Below are 16,834 nucleotides of genomic sequence, written 5' to 3'. Positions count from 1 at the left end.
GGACGAAGCCTGCCGCGCCGGTCTGGTCTCTGACCTGGCCGGCAGGAGACCTGAGCAACAAACGTCAAAAATATTGTTTGATTGCGGGGTCACACCACGGATCTGGAAATTCGCCCCTAGACATTTCGTTCACGGTATGTCCTATCCAAGCAATGACCATTCCCGACCCGGAAGCTCTCTCTTCGGCCTATGAGCCCGAGTTCTCCGCCAAGCGCTCCGGCGCGTTCTTCACGCCCGAAAGCGTTTCGCAAAGCCTGGTACACTGGGCCTGCCGATCGCCGTCAGAGCGGATGCTCGATCCCTCTTGCGGCGATGGGGAGTTTCTTCGCCATCACTGGAACAGCGTCGGAATCGAACAGAATCCGGTTTCCGCGCATCAAGCGATGGATCGCGCGCCAGGGGCGCTTGTCCATGAAGGCGATTTCTTCGCTTGGGCAGCCGATACGTCCGAGCGGTTCGAATGCGCTGCGGGAAACCCGCCTTTCATCCGGTATCAGACCTTCAAGGGTCCGGTTCGCCAGCGTGCGCTCGCCCTCTGCAGCGATCTTGGCGCACATTTTTCTGGCCTGAGCTCGTCTTGGGCACCGTTTCTCGTTGCGACCGCAAGCCTCCTAAAGCCCGGCGGGCGCATGGCCTTCGTGGTACCCGCGGAGATCGGCCACGCACCCTACGCGGCTCCCCTGCTGCATTACCTCACGCAGAACTTCGAGCGGGTGCAGGTCATCGCGGTGCGCGAGAAGCTGTTCCCGCACCTTTCCGAAGACTGTTGGCTGCTATTCGCCGAAGGCTTTTCGGGTCAGACAGACTCCATCCGGTTCACCGTGTGCGACCGTTTCGAGCCTAGCCAGGAGCCACCCTCCGCCGACACGAGTGTGCTCGTGAGCGAATGGGAACAGACTTGGCAGAACCGGCTGCGGTCTCTGATCCTGCCCGACACCATTCGCGAGATCTATCGCATGGCGGCCGATGACAGCGGCTCCCACCGCTTGGGGGATTTCGCCCGGATAGGTATCGGTTATGTGAGCGGCGATAATCGGTTTTTCCATCTCACACCGGCGGAGGCCAAGCGCTGGGGCATTCCCGATCGTCTCCTCTTACCGTCAGTGCGGAAAAGCCGCAGCTTACCGACTGGCTCGATCACGCGATCGGATGTGGAGGCCTGGAAGGCCGATGATGCGCCCTGTCTCCTGCTCAGATTGCCGCGCGAAGGGCGCGTACCAGTTTCGGTCGCGAACTATCTCGAAAGCGCGAGCGGCATGGCCGCACGCAAGGGCTACAAGTGCCGCACGCGCTCGCCATGGTACGCCGTTCCCGACGTGCGAATTCCCGACTATGTGATGACCTATATGTCGGGTCGGTCAGTCAAGCTGGTGCGCAACGATGCCGGCGTGACCTGCACCAACAGCCTCCATGCGGTGAACCTCACCAACAAAACCATGGCGAAGGCATGTCTGGCCCGGTGGTCGTCTCCGTTCACGCAGCTGAGCTGCGAGATCGAAGGCCACGCACTTGGTGGCGGAATGCTCAAGCTCGAGCCGAGAGAGGCGAGAAGGGTTCTTTTCCCGCCGCGTGTATTGCTCGCGCAACTGAAAATCGAAGATATTGAAGCCAGCACGCGTTTGCTGCAAAGCTGGCGACACTATGCCGATCGACCTTGACGCGAAGACTTGCCAATGGGCGACGCAGTCCGATGCCCTTGAGACATTCGCCAATTTCGTCGGCAAGACCCAGAGCGCGAAGCATATCAAGCCGCTGCACTGGTATGTCGCCAATCGCTTAGTGGTTGAGGGTGGGTTCGATCCCGATGACATCACGCCTCGGCCGCCGTTCAGGGTTCAAAAACGGAGCGGCAAGCCGCCGCTGCTCCACTTCGAGCCCGAGCTAGCTCGCGGCGGCGAGCGAAGCGTCCTAGGCGGACTCAAGACCAAGAACGTTGATGTCGTGGTGACGCGCGAGGGCATCGGTCCAGTGCTGGCGGTATCGTGCAAGGGGGTCACCGGGGCCTTCCGGAACCTTACGAACCGGATGGAGGAGACGATTGGCGAATGCACCAACCTCCACATCACCTATCCAGCACTGGTGCTCGGTTATCTCGTGCTCCTGCGCGCCAATCGCCAGACCGAAATCGCGCTCGACGATGCCGCCGCGGCCGACGACGAGGAGGAGGGCGAGGGCGCTAGGACTCTCGCGGCCAACGATATCGCGATGGCCGAGGGCGGCGAGCCTGTCGCCTCGATTATCCGGTTCCACAATGCCTTGCGCGAGCTGGTTGGACGCCGCGGTATCAGGGATGATGTCAGCCGCTATGAGGCGATCGGGTTCGGCCTCGTCGAGATGGCCGATGCAAACCGAGGGGCCCTCCTTGACAGCTATCCGGACCAGGAGAGCCCGCTCCTTCTTCGCCGATTCTTCGACACGCTCTACGCGCGCTATGACGAGCGGTTTGTTGTCGCTGCCCCTGACCTCGCCAACGTAACCCGCCGCCACGAATGGGACCCAGAATCTCCAGGGCTCGAGGCGTTGGATTTCGATTACGAGGCCCGCATCGATTATGCGTCAGCTTCGGATTCGGACTGAACCGTCCTATCGAGCGCCTGCATCGGTCTAGGCCTGCTCCTGTGGGGCAGAAGTACGCGCATCCGATCGTAAGTCGATCGTCATTCCTAATGTAGCGCCACCGCCACAAATGAGGAGAATTTTAGCACGCGGGATGTCGTCAGAATGACGAAACACCACGCGCTAAGGCATCCGGAGGTTAGTTCCCGCGAAGAGAGCCTGCTCAACGGGCTGTACTGAGCTGAATTCGACTACTCCCGCCCTCGCGGTTCCAAACGCTTCGGCCGCGCTTTTCGCGGCTGGCGAAGTCGCTGCGGCAGCAGGCTGATAGGGTAGGGGGCGAGGTGGTCGGTGACCATTGGAATGGTATCCGCAGCCTCGCGCAGCAATTTCATGTGCGCGTCGGAGTAGCGGCCTTCGGTCTCGGAGGTGAGCTTGTGACCTGCAAAGTCGGCGCGGATCTCACTCGGAATGCCTGCGGCTTTCATCGCGTCGATGGCAGTGTGGCGAAACGAGTGGTTGGCCTGTCCCTCTACGAGAAACGGCAGCTGCTTGGCGAGGTGGGTCCACCGCGTCTTGTAGAATGCGCGACCCAAGGTCCCTATGCCGCTTTCGGGCAGCAGTTCGGGGAAGAGAAGGCATTCGCCTTCAGCTCGAAGGGCCTCCACGTAGTTGACGAAGCCCAGTCGAAGCAATTCGTTCGCGACCGGCATAACTCGCTTCGAGCTACCCGTTTTCAGGCCGCGCAGCGAATTGGGCTTCACCTGGATTTGCCAGTGACCGCCTGCGAACTCGATTTCGTCGAGCTCCAGGCTGCTGATCTCGTCAAGACGCATGCCGGTATACCAGGCGATCATCGGCACCCAATACCACGAGTCATGCACAATGCTGTTCCCCGGCTGCATCCGGCGCTTGGGCGATGAGGTGCCAGTCCACGGCGGAAGGCTGAAAATCATCCGCCCCTGCTCTTCCGTGTAGCGCTGCCGATCCTCCCGCGCATTGCCCTGCTTCTTCATGATGAAGGCGCTGTAATCGAGTTCCGCGATCGGATGGTGACGCGAGAACCAGGTCGTCAGCTGGCGCAGGAAGCCGAAATGACGATTGGTCGTCACCAACGACAATCCAAGGTCCTTCCGCGTCAATCGGGTCGGCGTATCGGATCCATCAGTGTCGGCCTTCGGTTGCTGCGCCTGCTTCGCTGCAAGCTTGTCGTTCTCACCGACCAGAGCCTCGTATTCATCGACGATCTCGAGGATGGTCATATCCTGCTGCTTGGGCGACCGCAGGAGTGTCGCACCGTGCACCCGCTCGAAGCAGTAGTTGAGCTTCACTAGATCATCGTGCGTGATCTGGGCGAGCGGTCGGCCTTGCATGACATCATCTAGGAAACGTGCGGCGACCCTCGCCTGCTTGCGCGTCTTCGCGGTCCAGGCCTGTCCGTTCTTCCGCCTGGATTTCCCGTCCTTGCCACCGGTCCGGGGGTTGTGCTCGAAGAATTTTTCGAGGGCTTCTTTCGCGGTCATGGTCGCATAAGGACCTGTCACCGGGGGCTGGGCGGGGGAAGGCGCGGAGGGGATCGGCGCAGGAACGATATCTTGCGAAATCGGCTCGTATTCGTTTCGCGGGACCGGCGCGTATGCTGAACCGGGATTGGCCAGCACCTCCCGGAACTCGCGTATCGCGACGATGCGCGCCTCGTTGACCACCTTGCGCGCCATGGCCTCGCGCAATGCGGACTGCTCCAGGCCAAGCTCGGCGAGCCGCGCCACTGCGGCCTGTTCGGCACCTTCGTGCTCGATCGACGCGGCGAGATCCGACCAAGCGAGGACCACGATGTCCTCATCGTCATTCTCGGGATCGACGCGAGCGACGAGGAAATCCGCGACCTTCCCTTGCATTGCACCATCCTGCGCCGCCATCTCGCTGGCACCCAAGCGCAGGGTGAGGGCCTTGCCGATGTCGTCGTGGTCTTCGGGCGGAAGCACGTGCAGGCTGGCATGCATGGCTTCGAGCCGATCGCGTTCGACCAGCATCTGGCGCCGGAAAATCTCGGCGCGCTGCGCGGCAGCGAGCCCGTCGCGCGCCATATTGCTCATCATGTTCATCGCGACCCTTTCGCAGATCAAGGTCAGCGCGGGCGCGAGCAAGGCTGCACGCCTGCGGCTGGTTGTCTTGAGCGAGAGGCGTAGCCGGAAAGGCTTATCAGCTCCTAAACGTATGAGTTTGCGGTAATAATACGTGCCGTGCTTGCGGGTGACGTTCTGAATGCCGCACATGTGTCGTGGTCCCTTGCCGTGGCACCCTGCCGTGGCGAACCACGGCAGGGCTGGAGTGGGAAACGAGAGCTTTCAGATACTTGGACAATTTCCGGCTGGGGTTCCTGTCACCCCTGCCATTTTCTCTTCGACTTGTATGGCTCCGCCCGGCGCACTATCGCGCGGCTCATGACAGAAGAAGAAAAACGCGAACACTGTATCGCCGAGCGTAAATTCTACGCGGCCGAGCAGGAAGCCAAGTTCGAGCAGAAGGGCCTCGAGGTCCAGACGCCGCAGACCGAGCATCCAAGCTACAAGCTGGCTTTCCAGGATACCGACTTCCTCCTGCGCGAGGAATTGCGACCAGTCCGCTTCCAGCTCGAGCTGCTCAAGCCTGAAATGGTCCTCGACGAGGCCGGTGTCGGTTCGACGCTGGTGATGTATGGCAGCGCGCGCATTCCCCCGCCCGAAGCGGCCGAAACCGCGCTGGAGGGGGCCAAGGACCTGCCCGATGATGAGCGCAAGGTCGTCGAGAGCCTCGTGGCCAAGTCCAAATATTATGACGAAGCGCGCAAGCTGGCCACGCTGGCAACGGAAAAATCGATCATCGAGAACGGCAAGCGCCAGTTCGTCGTCTGCTCGGGCGGCGGTCCATCGATCATGGAAGCGGCCAATCGCGGCGCGAGCGAGGCGGGCGGGGAATCGATCGGGCTCAACATCATCCTGCCCCATGAGCAGGCGCCCAATCAGTATGTGACGCCCTATCTTTCGCTGAACTTCCACTATTTCGCCCTGCGCAAGATGCACTTCCTGCTGCGCGCGCGGGCGGTGGCTGTGTTCCCGGGCGGTTTCGGCACATTCGACGAGTTGTTCGAACTGCTTACGCTGATCCAGACCGGCAAGATGAAGCCGATCCCCATCCTGTTGTTCGGCAAGGAATTCTGGACGCGCGTGGTCAATTTCGAGGCGATCGCCGAGGAAGGCACGATCTCGAAGAAGGATCTCGACCTGTTCCGCTGGTGCGAGACCGCGGAAGAAGCATGGGACTATCTGTGCGAGTTCTACGAGCTGGGCTGCTGATCGTTCAGTCCCGCTTGCGTACCGCCTGGTGCCCGAGCGGGCCGCTGCCTTCGCCGAAGCCGGGGGCATTCTCGATCGCCGAATAGGTAAAGGCGCGGGCGATGCGGATCGCATTGGTCAGCGGTTGCCGGTAGCCCAGGAGGGTCGCCAGCGCGGCCGAGAGTGTGCACCCCGTACCGTGCGTATGGCGCGTGTCGATCCGCGCATGGGCGAAGCTCGCCAGCTTGCCCGTGGGCGAAACGATCCGGTCGACCACCTGCGACGTGTCCCCCGCATGGCCGCCCTTGGCCAGAACCTGCACGCCGTGGCGGTCGGCCAGCGTCTTGGCAGCATCGAACACATCCTCGTCGGCGATGGTCTCGCGCCCGGTCAGAATTTCAAGTTCGGGCAGGTTCGGTGTGACGATGGTGGCGATTTCCATCAGTGCGGCGAAACCGGCGATCGTATCCTCGTCCGCGAGCACGGACCCGCTGGTCGCGACCATGACCGGATCGAACACGATCGGCCCGGCGAAGCTGTCCAGCCCATCGGCGAGCAGCCGCGCGGTTTCCGGCGAACCGAGCATGCCGATCTTGATCGCATCTGCCCCGATATCGGACAGGCAGCTTACCACCTGCTCCAGCACGAAGTGCGGCGGAAGCGTTTCCACGCCGCGAACTCCGCGCGTGTTCTGCGCCGTGACTGCCGTGATCGCGGTCATCGCGTAACCGCCCAGCATGGTGATTGTCTTGATATCGGCCTGGATACCCGCGCCGCCGGAACTGTCGGAGCCGGCGATGGACAGGATACGGGGCGGGACCGGTTGGCTCATCCCTGATATTTCCGCTCGGTGCTTGGCGGGAATTTCTCGTGCAGTTTCTTCGCACGGGTGGGCCGGTCCATCAGCTCTCCCCCGCAATTGGGGCAGACGTCATCGAGATCGTCGGCGCATTCGGCGCAGAAGGTGCACTCGAAACTGCACATGAAGGCGCCGGAATTCTGTGCCGGAAGATCGGTTCCGCAGCGTTCGCAATCGGGCCGCATTTCGAGCATCAGGCCGCGCTCTCGACGGCGGCGCAAATTCGGTCGACCACCGTTTCGACCTGCGCGGCATCGTCGCCTTCGGCCATCACCCGGATGACGGGTTCTGTGCCGGACGGGCGGATCACCAGGCGGCCTTTGCCCGCCAGTTCCTGTTCCGCCTCGGCAATCACCTGCCGTACAGTTGTGTTTTCCAGCGGCTTGCCGCCCGAATAGCGTACATTCTTGAGCAGTTGCGGAACCGGGTCGAAGACGTGCAGCAACTCACTTGCAGGCTTGCCCGAACGCACCAGGCTCGCAAGGATGCGAAGCGCTGCAATGGTGCCGTCACCCGTGGTGCCGTGATCGAGCAGGATCATGTGCCCCGATTGCTCGCCGCCGACATTGAAGCCCCCTTCCTTCATCCGTTCGAGCACGTAGCGATCGCCGACCTTCGTACGCTCGAGGCCGAGGCCGATCCCTTCCAGATAGCGCTCCAGCCCGAGATTGGACATCACGGTGGCCACCACGCCGTCGCCCTTCAGGTCGCCCAACGCCTTCAACCGGCTGGCGATCAGCGCCATGATCTGGTCGCCATCGACCGTCTCGCCTTTCTCGTCGATGACGATCAGCCGGTCGGCATCGCCATCCAGGGCAATGCCGATGTCGGCGCCTTCGTCGATCACGCGGGCCTTGATGGCATCGAGCGCGGTCGAGCCGACGCCGTCATTGATATTGGTTCCGTTGGGTTCGACACCCATTGGGATGATGTCCGCGCCCAGTTCCCAAATCGCGCTGGGAGCGACCTGGTAGGCGGCGCCGTTGGCACAGTCGACCACCACTTTAAGCCCGTCGAAACGAACATCGGAGGCCACCGATTGCTTGACCGCATGGATGTAGCGCCCGCGTGCATCCTCGATCCGCCGCGCCCGCCCGATACGGTGCGGCTCGACTAGTGATGGCTCCTGTTCGAGCAACCGCTCTATCGCCGCTTCGGCCTTGTCCGACAGCTTGTAGCCATCGGGGCCGAACAGCTTGATGCCATTGTCTTCGAAAGGATTGTGACTGGCAGAAATCATCACACCCAGATCGGCGCGCATTTCGCGCGTGAGCAGGGCGATGGCGGGCGTCGGCAGCGGCCCGGTCATGATCACGTCCATCCCGACCGAGGTAAAACCCGCAACCAGCGCGCTTTCCATCATATAGCCCGACAGGCGTGTATCCTTGCCGATCACCACGCGGTGCCGGTGGTCGCCGCGCAGGAAATGCGTGCCGGCCGCCTGCCCGACCCGCATCGCGGTGGCGGCGGTCATCACCCCTTCGTTCGTGCGTCCACGAATACCGTCGGTGCCGAAGAAATTACGAGCCATCTGCCGGGCGTCTCCTTTTGCTAAGGCCCCCCATGGCGCGGTTGGGCTGCGAATAAAAGACCGTCTGCCCCCCTTTTCGCGCACAATATCGCCGCTATGTGCAACCACGCGCGCATCGACGCGTTAGGAACGCGAACACGAATTTCTTTCACTCCAACCCAAGAGGGGACATTTCATGGCTTTTGCGCTGATCGACCTGCCTTACGACGACACCGCGCTGGAACCGGCCGTGTCGGCAAAGACGCTGTCGTTCCACCACGGCAAGCACCACAAGGCCTATATCGATAAGACCAACGCCGCGATCGAAGGCGGCGACCTGGCCGACAAGAGCTTGGAAGAGGTCATTGCGGCGGCACGGGGCAGCAATGCCGGGCTGTTCAACAATTCGGCCCAGAGCTGGAACCACGGCTTCTACTGGCACTCGATGGCGCCCGAGGAAACCAACGCTTCGGGCGAGCTGAAAAGCATGATCGACGAGGCTTTCGGCTCGATCGACGGGCTCAAGGAAAAACTGGCAGAGCGCGGCGCGGGGCATTTCGCCAGCGGCTGGGTCTGGCTGGCGGTCAAGGATGGCAAGCTGACCATCGAGGAAACCCATGACGGCGATACGCTGGCCGATCAGGCCGACGTCAATCCGCTGCTCGTGATCGATCTCTGGGAGCACGCCTATTATCTCGACCACCAGAATGCGCGCCCCGCCTATCTCGAAGCGGTGAGCAGCAAGCTGAACTGGAGCTTTGCGAGCGAAAACCTCGCCCGCGGGACGACGTGGCAGTATCCGAACTAAGAAGCTGTCAAAGCTATTGTGGGAGAGCCCGTCGCCAGCGATGGCGGCGGGCTTTCTATTTCGGCGGTGCTTCGCTCGCAGCGGGCTCGTCGAACAGGCTGGTGGCGAAGAGCGGTTCGCCGAAGATGAAACCGATCAGGTTCGGCCTACCGATATGGTCGAACAATGCCGTCAGCATCAACAGGATCGGTACAGACAGAAGCGCGCCGAAAAAGCCCCATATCCAGGTGAAATAGGACAGGGCGATCAGGATCAGGACGGGATTCATGGTGAAACGCGCGCCCAGAATGGATGGGGTGACCATGTTGGCCTCCACCGTGTGCAGCGCGAGATAGGCCGCCGCCGGTATCAGGCCGAGCACGATCGTGTCGGCGGTTCCGATCCCGAACAGGCCGAGCAGGGCAATCATCACGATCGGCCCGACATAGGGTAGGAAATTGAGCAGCGCCGCCAGCCCGCCCCACATGATCGGCGCATCCACGCCTAGCGCCCAGGCCCCCAGCGCCACCACCACGCCGACCAGTGCATTGATCCACCCGACGGTCAGAATATAGGCGGCGACCCGGTCCTGCACCTCGCGGAGAACGCGGGCGGCCTTGATACTGGTGCCGAAACTCGCGCGGCCGAACAGCAGGCGCTGGCGCAGGCGCACACGCGCCTCGATCATGAAATAGGCCATCAGCAGCGTCAGGATCGTTTCGATGATCAGGCTGGGGGTGGCGAAGGCGACCTGTTCGAGCAGGCTGGGTGCGGCCAGCACAACTTCGCGTGTCCCGTCATCGTTCATCAGCGCCGCTAGCTGGGCATTGATCGTGGCAATCCAGGCAAACCGTTCGCGCAGCTCGCTGAAACGCGACATCACGCGCCTGACCATGTCGGGAACATCGTCGAACAGGGCGATGGCGGGCTGCAGGATCAGGGCGAGGGCCAGCAGCAGGATGGTGAAGAAAATCAGGAGCGCGGTGATCGACGCCAGCGCATTGGGCAGGCCCCAGCCATTGAGCTTATCGGCCAGCGGCGAGAGGATCACGGTCAGCACCAGGGCCGTAACGACAGGCAGGAACACCACCGAACCGATCGAAAGGACGAAGGGCAGGGCGAAGAAGAGACCCAGCCCGATCAGCAGAACGAGCGAGGAAATCAGCCGCAATTCCTGTTCCGCGAAAGCCAGCCGACGCGAACGGCGCGTGTCCACTCGCGGTGCGTTCGGCTCGGGAGGCTGGGTCTCGCTCATCAGCCTCTATCTGCCCTTCACGGCGAATCGTGACAAGCGCCGCGCGAACAAAGATTTTCTAGTTGCGGCTGACACCCTGGCCCGCGGCGACATCGTCGAGTTCCTCGAGGATGGCACGGTGCGCGGCATTGTCGTCGATAGAGCGCTTGGGAATGTTGCCATCGGCCAGCATTGCGTTGAGCGCGGCGCGGGCACGCCCGACCCTGCTCTTGATCGTGCCCACGGCGCATCCGCAGATGGTCGCGGCTTCCTCGTAGGAGAAGCCGCCCGCGCCCACCAGCAGCAGCGCTTCGCGCCGTTCGGGCGGCAATGTCAGCAAGGCGCGGTGCATATCGGACAGGTGAATCGGTTCCTCCTGACCGGCGGGTGCGGTCAATACGCGTTCGGCCACCGTCTCGTCATATTCGCCGCGAAAGCGATTGCGACGCATGTCGGTCAGATAGGCGTTGCGCAGAATCACGAAGGTCCAGGCGCGCATGCTCGTGCCGGGTTGGAAGCGCTCTTGCGCGGCCCAGGCCTTGAGCAGCGTTTCCTGCACGAGATCGTCGGCCATGTCGGCCCTGCCGCACAGCCCGCGCGCAAAGGCGCGCAGATGAGGCACGACTTCGGTGAGCTCGCGTTTGAAATCAGCCTTTTCGGAGGCCGTCCGTTCCTCCTTCGCCATCAGTCTTTCGCATCCAGCTTGTCGAGAAGATCCTGGAACGTGTCGGGCAGCGGTTCCTCCACGACCGAATCGTAAAGCTTCCTCAGGCCGGTCGCCCAGTCCGGGTGCGTGTCCTTGCCGCTTTTGGCGGGAGTGGGAAGCGGTCCGCCAGCGGGGACCCGCTGCGGTGTCTTGGGCGTCTTGGAACTCATGGCGCGAAAGGTACTACCTTTTTAGATTTCTCGCCCGGGCAGCGTGCACGGGCGGAAGTGTCGATCCCGGATGTGCTTCGCACAACGTATGGACAACACACAGGTTCCCGCCAACCCCATCTTGGAACTAAACGCGCTCCCCGGCATAGTGAATCGCAATATACGACAACACCGGATGAATTGTCAGGGGCAGAACGCTGGTCACCGAGAAACTCCAACGCAAAGGACGCCGGAGGCGTTGGTTGATCGATTATCCCCGCGGAATCCCGGTGCTGATTTTCGTTCTCGTCACCGGTATCACCGTGCTCAGTGTCTTTGCGATCGAGCGGGGCGAGCAGGAACGCGATGCCGCCGATGTCGCGCGCAAGGCGCAGGCGATGACTTCGGCCATCGAACGGCGGGCCTATACCAGCTCGGCCTATCTGCGTGCGGGGGCCGCATTGCTGTCGACGCAGGATGAAGTCACGCCCGAACTGTTCCGGCGGTTTGTTTCCGAACTGCGCCTGGATGCCAATTATCGGGGCGCGGAAGGGATCGGCTGGGCACCCGTCGTCGAGGCGGCGGAACTTGCCGCGTTCGAAGCGCGGCTCGGTATGAGCCGGAGGGACGAACAGCATGTCACTCCCACGATCGAGGAACAGCCGCGCGACCTGCTGACGCCGATCCTGTTCCTGCAGCCCGACACCGTGCGCAACCGCCGCGCGCTGGGCTACGACATGTATTCCGAACCGACACGTCGTGCGGCGATGGATTTGGCCGCGGCCAATGATCGCCCCACCGCCAGCGGGCCGGTCGTGCTGGTGCAGGAAGGCGGCGGGGATGCCGTCGGCTTCCTTATTATGATGCCGGTCTTCGAGGGGCTGAGCAGCTCGCGCGAGCTCAAGGGCTTTATTTACAGCCCGTTCAATGCCTCGCAGTTTCTCGCCTCCGCGTCCGATCTGGTCAGCTATGACGATATCGGCGCCCGGCTGCTCGACGGAGAGACCGCCGACCCGGTGCCGATGGCGCGGAGCGATGCCTGGCTCGATGGCCGGTCGGCCGTGGTCAGGGAAGTCAACCTCGCCAATCGCACAATGATGCTCGAAGTGCAGTCCACGCGTGAAGAGGGGCTGTCTTCGATGTCGATGATCACGCTGCTGTTCGGCCTTGCCGTCGCCAGCCTGTTGATGCTGGTGGCGCGCCTGCTGACCCAGCAGACGCTGGAGGATCGCCGTGCGATAAGCTGGTTCGAGGAACAGAACTCGATCCGCAATTCGCTGACGCGTGAACTCAATCACCGGGTCAAGAACACGCTTGCCAATGTGCTGTCGATCGTGTCGCTGACTCGCCGCAGGGCGATGGATCTCGACGAATTCGCCGAGGGGCTCGACGGGCGTATTCGCGCGCTTTCGGCCACCCACGATCTGCTGACCCAGTCGGACTGGGGGACCACGCCGATTCGCGCGGTGGTGGAGGTCGAGCTGGCGCCCTATGCGCGCGACGAGGACCACCAGCTCGATCTGGTCGGTCCGCATACCGAGCTGGCGCCGAACGATGCCTTATCGCTGGGCCTCGCGATTCACGAGTTGGCTACCAATGCGGCCAAATACGGATCGCTCAGCGTGCCGGGCGGCAAGGTTACCGTTCGGTGGAGCCAGATCAACGACACGCTGGCGAAAATTGAATGGATCGAAAGCGATGGGCCACCCGTATCGCAGCCGCAACGTCGCGGGTTCGGCACCGATCTGATCGAGAAGATCGTGGCGCATGAACTGCGCCATCCGGTCGAACTCGATTTCCGGCCGGAGGGTGTTCGCTGCAGCCTTCTGGTGCCGGTTCGCGAGCGGAGCGAATTCGAATTGCGAAGCAAGGGGCCGGGCGCGCGCGAACTGGACGCAGACGAAGAAAAACCCGGACCGTAGAGCGGCCCGGGTTTCCCGTTTTATCGTTGAATGCGGTGAAAGTGTTAGCCCAGCGGGCGGCTCGACCCGAAGAACAGCGCCTGGCTGATCGCCGCGCGGACAGTCTGTTCCTGAAACGGCTTGGTGACCAGATAGGTCGGTTCGGGCCTGTCGCCGGTCAGCAGGCGTTCGGGATAGGCGGTGATGAAGATCACCGGGACGCTGCTGATCGCGAGAATGTCGTCCACGGCATCGAGGCCCGAGGACCCATCGGCGAGCTGGATATCGGCAAGCACGAGGCCCGGCGTCTTCTCGGCGACGACTTCCTGCGCCTGCGTCCGCGTGGCGGCAGTGCCGCAAACATCGTGGCCGAGCGAGGTCACGAGATCTTCGAGCTGCATGGAAATCAGCGGCTCGTCCTCGATGATCAGAACGCTGGTCGCCGATTCGCGATCGATCTCGGAAACCGCTTCCTGGGCCAGCCGTTCGATATCCTCGGCCGAAATGTCCATGATCTCGGCGGCTTGCTCGGGCGAAAAATCCTCCAGCGTGGTCAGCAGCAGCGCCTGGCGGTTCAGCGGAGTCACGGATTTGAGGCGATCCTGCGCGGCGCCTTCGTGTTCATCGCTGCCAACGGTTTCGGGAACGTCCATGTAGGCGCTCGACCAGACCTTGTTGAACGCGCGGTAGAGCGGGACGCGGCCACCCTCGAGCGATTGTTTGAGTTCGCTATCGGCCAGGGCGGCCTCAAGCGTAGCGCGGACGAATGCGTCTCCCGTAGCCTGCGAACCGGTCAGTGCGCGCGCATAGCGGCGCAAATACGGCAGGTTACGAGCAATCTGATCACCAAGCGACATTTAGACCCCTTCCTTAAGGTGCGCGCTTCTAACGTGTTGGGCCGGGTTAGGTTCCTGCGCTTGCAGCCGCAAGGTGTCGTTTGACAAATAGGCCGGTTCGGGCGAATCCGTCCAGGCGACATTACCTCGCCGGGAGCCCAGAGCGTTGCACGAGATTGCCGATCCCATTGCCTGTCCGCAGTGTCCGCTTCAGGCCTGCCCCGGCCTGAGAGAGCTCGGCGAGCAACAGCTCGTCTATATGGAGGAATTCAAGGACGGCGAAGTCGCGCTGGACCGGGGCGATGCGCTGATCGAGGAGGGGGAGTGTCACGAACGCCTTTATACCGTTCTCGACGGCGTTTTGATTCGCTCGCGATCGCTCGACGATGGTCGGCGGCAGATCGTCAACTTCATGTTTCCCGGCGATCTCATCGGTCTCCAGGGGGCGTTCGACGAACCGTCGAGCCATACGATCGAAGCGCTGGTGGAGGCGCGCCTGTGCCGATTCAGGAAAGACGCTTTCTTCGAACTGGTGGCGAAGCATCCGACCCTCGGTTACGATATCACTTGGCTCGCCGCCAAGGAAGAAACGGCTCTCGAAGGGCACATCGTGTCGCTGGGGCAGCGCAATGCCCGCGAACGGGTAACCTATCTGGCGGTGTGGTTGCTCGACCGGGCGCAATCGACCTGCCTGGCCGACGAACAGAACATTGTTTCTCTGCCGATCACCCAGGCGCAAATCGCCGATATGCTGGGCCTGTCGCTGGTCCACACCAACCGAACCCTGCGCCAACTCCAGCGCGAAGGCCTGGTGGAATGGAAATCGCGCGAAATCCACGTACCGGACCTCGCCAAAGCGGCCGAATTCGCCCAGTTCGATCGCAGCAAGGACAATTGCCGACCCTTTATCTGACCGGATTATCTGACCGGATTATCTGACCGGATTATCTGACCGGATTATCTGACCGGAATTTCGCGCAATTCAAAAAAAATGACGATAGGCGGGAACCCAGTTTTTGGCGGCGCGTATCCTTTATGTCACCGCCGAGACCCCCCCTCCCGTCCAAGCGGCCGGTGATACGATCCCGAAAGGCCTCCGTTGCATAAGCAGCGGAGGCCTTTTTTCCATGCGACGGTCTTTTTCCATGCGACGGTCCGCGCTCGGGATTTTGCGGCGAGGACATGCGAAGGCAGGGGCGGGCAAAGCGCCCCGCGAAGGTATCAGCGCAGGGCGCCGCGCAGGCGCGAGATGATGCCCTGTCGCCGGGGTTGGCGCAGCAGATCCACCAGGATGTCCGCGTCATAGGGTTTTTCGAGAATACAGCCGAGCGCGGCAATGTCCGCGGGAATGTCCTGCGGGGCGCCGGTCGAAAAAATGATACGCGGGCTGTCCGGGCCAAGCGTGCGGACCAGTTCGGCAATGGCCCAGCCATCGTCGCGGTCGGCAAGGTGCACGTCGAGCACGATTACCTGGGGCTGATCGTCGCGCAAATGGCGCAGGGCTTCCTCGGTCGAGGCGGACAGCGCCACCTTGGCCACGCCGGCATCGAGCAGCGCCTGTTCGATCGTGAGGCCGAGCACGGCATCATCTTCCACCACGAGCACATGGGCCGGTAGCTTTTCACGAGCGCGGGTCTTGGGGTGCTGCGTCATCGGTTCTCGTAAGGGGTGGCGATATCGGTATCGCGCGTGTGTTCCGCCAACGGTGGGCGCGCCGATGCAGTTCCCGCCGCCTGTCGCTTGACTGCGGACCGTGGCCAAATTGCGACAGCCGGCCCGGTTCAATCGGCGATCGGCCTTTCATAAATCGCATATTCGCGATTGACGCTGCTTTCGATGGCATCGGCAATTGCCATCATCCCCTTATTGTCGTCGAGGATCCAGCCGATCTCGGCGCGCTGCGTGCCATAGAGCCGGGTGGCGGTGTCGCGGATCTGGCTGATCATCATGAAGGCAAGCTGGCTGGCGAGACGCGAATTGTGCAGTTCCTTGAGCACACCCATCAGGGGCACGCGCATATCAGCGCCGATGGGTTTGCGCATCCAGCGCAGCAGGTGGAACCATCCGAAGGGAAACAGCTTGCCATTCACCTTGCGCAGTACGCGGTTGACGTCGGGGAAGGTCAGCATGAAGGCGACTGGCCGCCCGTCCAGTTCCGCCACCAGATTGATCTCCTCGTGAATGATCGGCTTCAGTTTCTTGCCGGCATAGGCGATTTCTTCACTGGTGAAGGGAACGAACCCCCAGTTGTTCGACCAGGCATCGTTGAGGATCGAAAGGATTACCTCGACTTCCTCGTCCCAGCGTTTTGTGTCGACCGGGCGGACGGTGATGCGTTTGTTGCGCTGGCCCGATTGCACGATGCGGCGCACCAGCGGGGGGAAATCCCCCGATACGTCCAGATCGTATGTCAGCAACGTCTTGGCGCGCGCATAGCCCGCGCTCTCGATCCATTGCCGGTATATAGCCGGGTGGTGGCCCATCATGATCAGCGGCGCGTGATCCTGGCCTTTCACGAGCAGGCCGGGCTCTTCCCAGATCGACATCGAGATCGGGCCGATCGCGCGGGTCATGCCCTGGGCGCGCAACCAGCGCTCGGCCGCCGCGAGAAGCGCATGCGCCGCGCCTTCGTCCTCGGCATCGAAATAGCCGAACATGCCCGCGCCTGGACCGAAACCCTGTTCGTGCGGCAATTCGAGGGCAAGATGATCGATATGGGCGGAAATGCGGCCCACCGGCCTGCCTTTCCGGCGGGCGATGAAGAGCTGGTGGGAGGCATGGCCGAAAAAGGGGTTCTTACCCGGATCGACCAATTCCAATTGTTCCGAACGCAGTTGCGGCACGGAATGCGGTTCGCGTGCGGCCAGCGCCCGACCGATATCGACAAACTCGGCGCGGCCCTTCTTGCCTTCCACTGCCTCTATCACCACATTCGCATCCGACATTCGCGCGTTACCTTCGTTCAGCCTGGATTAGCCCTGT

At 62.2% G+C, this 16,834-nt stretch carries 16 protein-coding genes; 6 read left to right on the top strand and 10 right to left on the bottom strand.

The features are described from left to right. Positions 1 to 152 precede the first annotated feature (152 nt). Together L5849_RS11955 and L5849_RS11950 are read left to right on the top strand one after the other, a co-directional pair. Positions 153 to 1,658 (top strand): N-6 DNA methylase, encoded by a 1,506-nt coding sequence (locus tag L5849_RS11955; RefSeq protein WP_236925761.1) that lies wholly within the window; start codon positions 153 to 155, stop codon positions 1,656 to 1,658. Beyond that, positions 1,642 to 2,577 carry a hypothetical protein gene (locus L5849_RS11950; protein ID WP_236925760.1) on the top strand — a complete coding sequence of 312 codons (936 nt, stop codon included), beginning with the start codon at positions 1,642 to 1,644 and terminating at the stop codon, positions 2,575 to 2,577. The genes L5849_RS11955 and L5849_RS11950 overlap by 17 nt, the downstream gene beginning before the upstream one ends. 230 nt (positions 2,578 to 2,807) lie before the next feature. Here L5849_RS11950 and L5849_RS11945 read toward each other — a convergent pair whose 3' ends face one another. Then, positions 2,808 to 4,589 (bottom strand): site-specific integrase, encoded by a 1,782-nt coding sequence (locus L5849_RS11945; protein ID WP_236925759.1) that lies wholly within the window; start codon positions 4,587 to 4,589, stop codon positions 2,808 to 2,810. A gap of 411 nt (positions 4,590 to 5,000) precedes the next feature. Here L5849_RS11945 and L5849_RS11940 point away from each other — a divergent pair, with 411 nt between their 5' ends. Next, positions 5,001 to 5,891, top strand: a complete 891-nt coding sequence (locus tag L5849_RS11940) for an LOG family protein (RefSeq protein ID WP_236925758.1) — start codon at positions 5,001 to 5,003, stop codon at positions 5,889 to 5,891. 4 nt (positions 5,892 to 5,895) lie between these two features. Here L5849_RS11940 and thiD read toward each other — a convergent pair whose 3' ends face one another. Genes thiD through glmM form a run of 3 tightly spaced genes read right to left on the bottom strand, consistent with a single transcriptional unit; the run spans position 5,896 to position 8,260 of the window. Then, positions 5,896 to 6,702 (bottom strand): bifunctional hydroxymethylpyrimidine kinase/phosphomethylpyrimidine kinase, encoded by an 807-nt coding sequence (gene thiD / locus L5849_RS11935; protein WP_236925757.1) that lies wholly within the window; start codon positions 6,700 to 6,702, stop codon positions 5,896 to 5,898. Further along, positions 6,699 to 6,923 (bottom strand): DUF1272 domain-containing protein, encoded by a 225-nt coding sequence (locus L5849_RS11930; RefSeq protein ID WP_236925756.1) that lies wholly within the window; start codon positions 6,921 to 6,923, stop codon positions 6,699 to 6,701. Before L5849_RS11930 ends, thiD begins: the two co-directional genes overlap by 4 nt. Beyond that, the gene (gene glmM / locus L5849_RS11925; RefSeq protein WP_236925755.1) at positions 6,923 to 8,260 is read right to left on the bottom strand and encodes a phosphoglucosamine mutase; all 1,338 of its coding nucleotides are present in this window, start codon (positions 8,258 to 8,260) and stop codon (positions 6,923 to 6,925) included. Before glmM ends, L5849_RS11930 begins: the two co-directional genes overlap by 1 nt. 175 nt (positions 8,261 to 8,435) lie before the next feature. Here glmM and L5849_RS11920 point away from each other — a divergent pair, with 175 nt between their 5' ends. Beyond that, complete coding sequence (locus L5849_RS11920; RefSeq protein ID WP_236925754.1) at positions 8,436 to 9,047, top strand: superoxide dismutase; 612 nt, start codon at positions 8,436 to 8,438, stop codon at positions 9,045 to 9,047. A 55-nt stretch (positions 9,048 to 9,102) separates the two neighbouring features. Here L5849_RS11920 and L5849_RS11915 read toward each other — a convergent pair whose 3' ends face one another. Genes L5849_RS11915 through L5849_RS11905 form a run of 3 tightly spaced genes read right to left on the bottom strand, consistent with a single transcriptional unit; the run spans position 9,103 to position 11,136 of the window. Continuing rightward, entirely contained in the window at positions 9,103 to 10,281 is a 1,179-nt protein-coding gene (locus L5849_RS11915; protein WP_236925753.1) for an AI-2E family transporter, read from the bottom strand. A gap of 58 nt (positions 10,282 to 10,339) precedes the next feature. After that, complete coding sequence (locus tag L5849_RS11910) at positions 10,340 to 10,945, bottom strand: sigma-70 family RNA polymerase sigma factor (RefSeq protein ID WP_236925752.1); 606 nt, start codon at positions 10,943 to 10,945, stop codon at positions 10,340 to 10,342. After that, on the bottom strand, positions 10,945 to 11,136 hold the full coding sequence (locus tag L5849_RS11905) for a NepR family anti-sigma factor (RefSeq protein ID WP_115417643.1): 192 nt from the start codon (positions 11,134 to 11,136) through the stop codon (positions 10,945 to 10,947). Before L5849_RS11905 ends, L5849_RS11910 begins: the two co-directional genes overlap by 1 nt. 242 nt (positions 11,137 to 11,378) lie before the next feature. Between L5849_RS11905 and L5849_RS11900 the strand changes: the two genes are divergently transcribed. Beyond that, positions 11,379 to 13,037: a CHASE domain-containing protein gene (locus tag L5849_RS11900; protein ID WP_234041480.1), complete on the top strand. Its 1,659-nt coding sequence runs from the start codon at positions 11,379 to 11,381 to the stop codon at positions 13,035 to 13,037. Positions 13,038 to 13,081: 44 nt separating this feature from the next. On the opposite strand, the gene L5849_RS11895 is transcribed toward L5849_RS11900, so the two are convergent. Continuing rightward, positions 13,082 to 13,873, bottom strand: a complete 792-nt coding sequence (locus tag L5849_RS11895; protein ID WP_115417642.1) for a response regulator — start codon at positions 13,871 to 13,873, stop codon at positions 13,082 to 13,084. A 145-nt stretch (positions 13,874 to 14,018) separates the two neighbouring features. On the opposite strand from L5849_RS11895, the gene L5849_RS11890 reads away from it, so the two are divergent. Next, a complete protein-coding gene (locus tag L5849_RS11890) occupies positions 14,019 to 14,765 on the top strand; it encodes a Crp/Fnr family transcriptional regulator (RefSeq protein ID WP_162814988.1) in 747 nt (248 codons plus the stop codon). 308 nt (positions 14,766 to 15,073) lie between these two features. Here L5849_RS11890 and L5849_RS11885 read toward each other — a convergent pair whose 3' ends face one another. Next, positions 15,074 to 15,505: a response regulator gene (locus L5849_RS11885; RefSeq protein ID WP_115417640.1), complete on the bottom strand. Its 432-nt coding sequence runs from the start codon at positions 15,503 to 15,505 to the stop codon at positions 15,074 to 15,076. 128 nt (positions 15,506 to 15,633) lie between these two features. Then, positions 15,634 to 16,797, bottom strand: coding sequence for an N-acetyltransferase (locus L5849_RS11880; protein ID WP_236925751.1), 1,164 nt, complete (start codon positions 16,795 to 16,797; stop codon positions 15,634 to 15,636). Positions 16,798 to 16,834: the final 37 nt, after the last annotated feature.

Source organism: Erythrobacter sp. SN021, assembly GCF_021864455.1.
Note: the sequence above shows the minus strand (reverse complement) of the source record. Positions and strands in the feature narration are given on the sequence as shown.

Excerpts from the sequence above, each read along its gene's own strand:
- L5849_RS11955 (WP_236925761.1), top strand. The coding sequence starts at position 153 with ATGACCATTCCCGACCCGGAAGCTCTCTCTTCGGCCTATGAGCCCGAG.
- L5849_RS11915 (WP_236925753.1), bottom strand. The coding sequence starts at position 10,281 with ATGAGCGAGACCCAGCCTCCCGAGCCGAACGCACCGCGAGTGGACACG.
- L5849_RS11950 (WP_236925760.1), top strand. The coding sequence starts at position 1,642 with ATGCCGATCGACCTTGACGCGAAGACTTGCCAATGGGCGACGCAGTCC.
- thiD (WP_236925757.1), bottom strand. The coding sequence starts at position 6,702 with ATGAGCCAACCGGTCCCGCCCCGTATCCTGTCCATCGCCGGCTCCGAC.
- L5849_RS11885 (WP_115417640.1), bottom strand. The coding sequence starts at position 15,505 with ATGACGCAGCACCCCAAGACCCGCGCTCGTGAAAAGCTACCGGCCCAT.
- L5849_RS11895 (WP_115417642.1), bottom strand. The coding sequence starts at position 13,873 with ATGTCGCTTGGTGATCAGATTGCTCGTAACCTGCCGTATTTGCGCCGC.
- glmM (WP_236925755.1), bottom strand. The coding sequence starts at position 8,260 with ATGGCTCGTAATTTCTTCGGCACCGACGGTATTCGTGGACGCACGAAC.
- L5849_RS11940 (WP_236925758.1), top strand. The coding sequence starts at position 5,001 with ATGACAGAAGAAGAAAAACGCGAACACTGTATCGCCGAGCGTAAATTC.
- L5849_RS11945 (WP_236925759.1), bottom strand. The coding sequence starts at position 4,589 with ATGCTGGTCGAACGCGATCGGCTCGAAGCCATGCATGCCAGCCTGCAC.
- L5849_RS11880 (WP_236925751.1), bottom strand. The coding sequence starts at position 16,797 with ATGTCGGATGCGAATGTGGTGATAGAGGCAGTGGAAGGCAAGAAGGGC.
- L5849_RS11905 (WP_115417643.1), bottom strand. The coding sequence starts at position 11,136 with ATGAGTTCCAAGACGCCCAAGACACCGCAGCGGGTCCCCGCTGGCGGA.
- L5849_RS11910 (WP_236925752.1), bottom strand. The coding sequence starts at position 10,945 with ATGGCGAAGGAGGAACGGACGGCCTCCGAAAAGGCTGATTTCAAACGC.
- L5849_RS11930 (WP_236925756.1), bottom strand. The coding sequence starts at position 6,923 with ATGCTCGAAATGCGGCCCGATTGCGAACGCTGCGGAACCGATCTTCCG.
- L5849_RS11920 (WP_236925754.1), top strand. The coding sequence starts at position 8,436 with ATGGCTTTTGCGCTGATCGACCTGCCTTACGACGACACCGCGCTGGAA.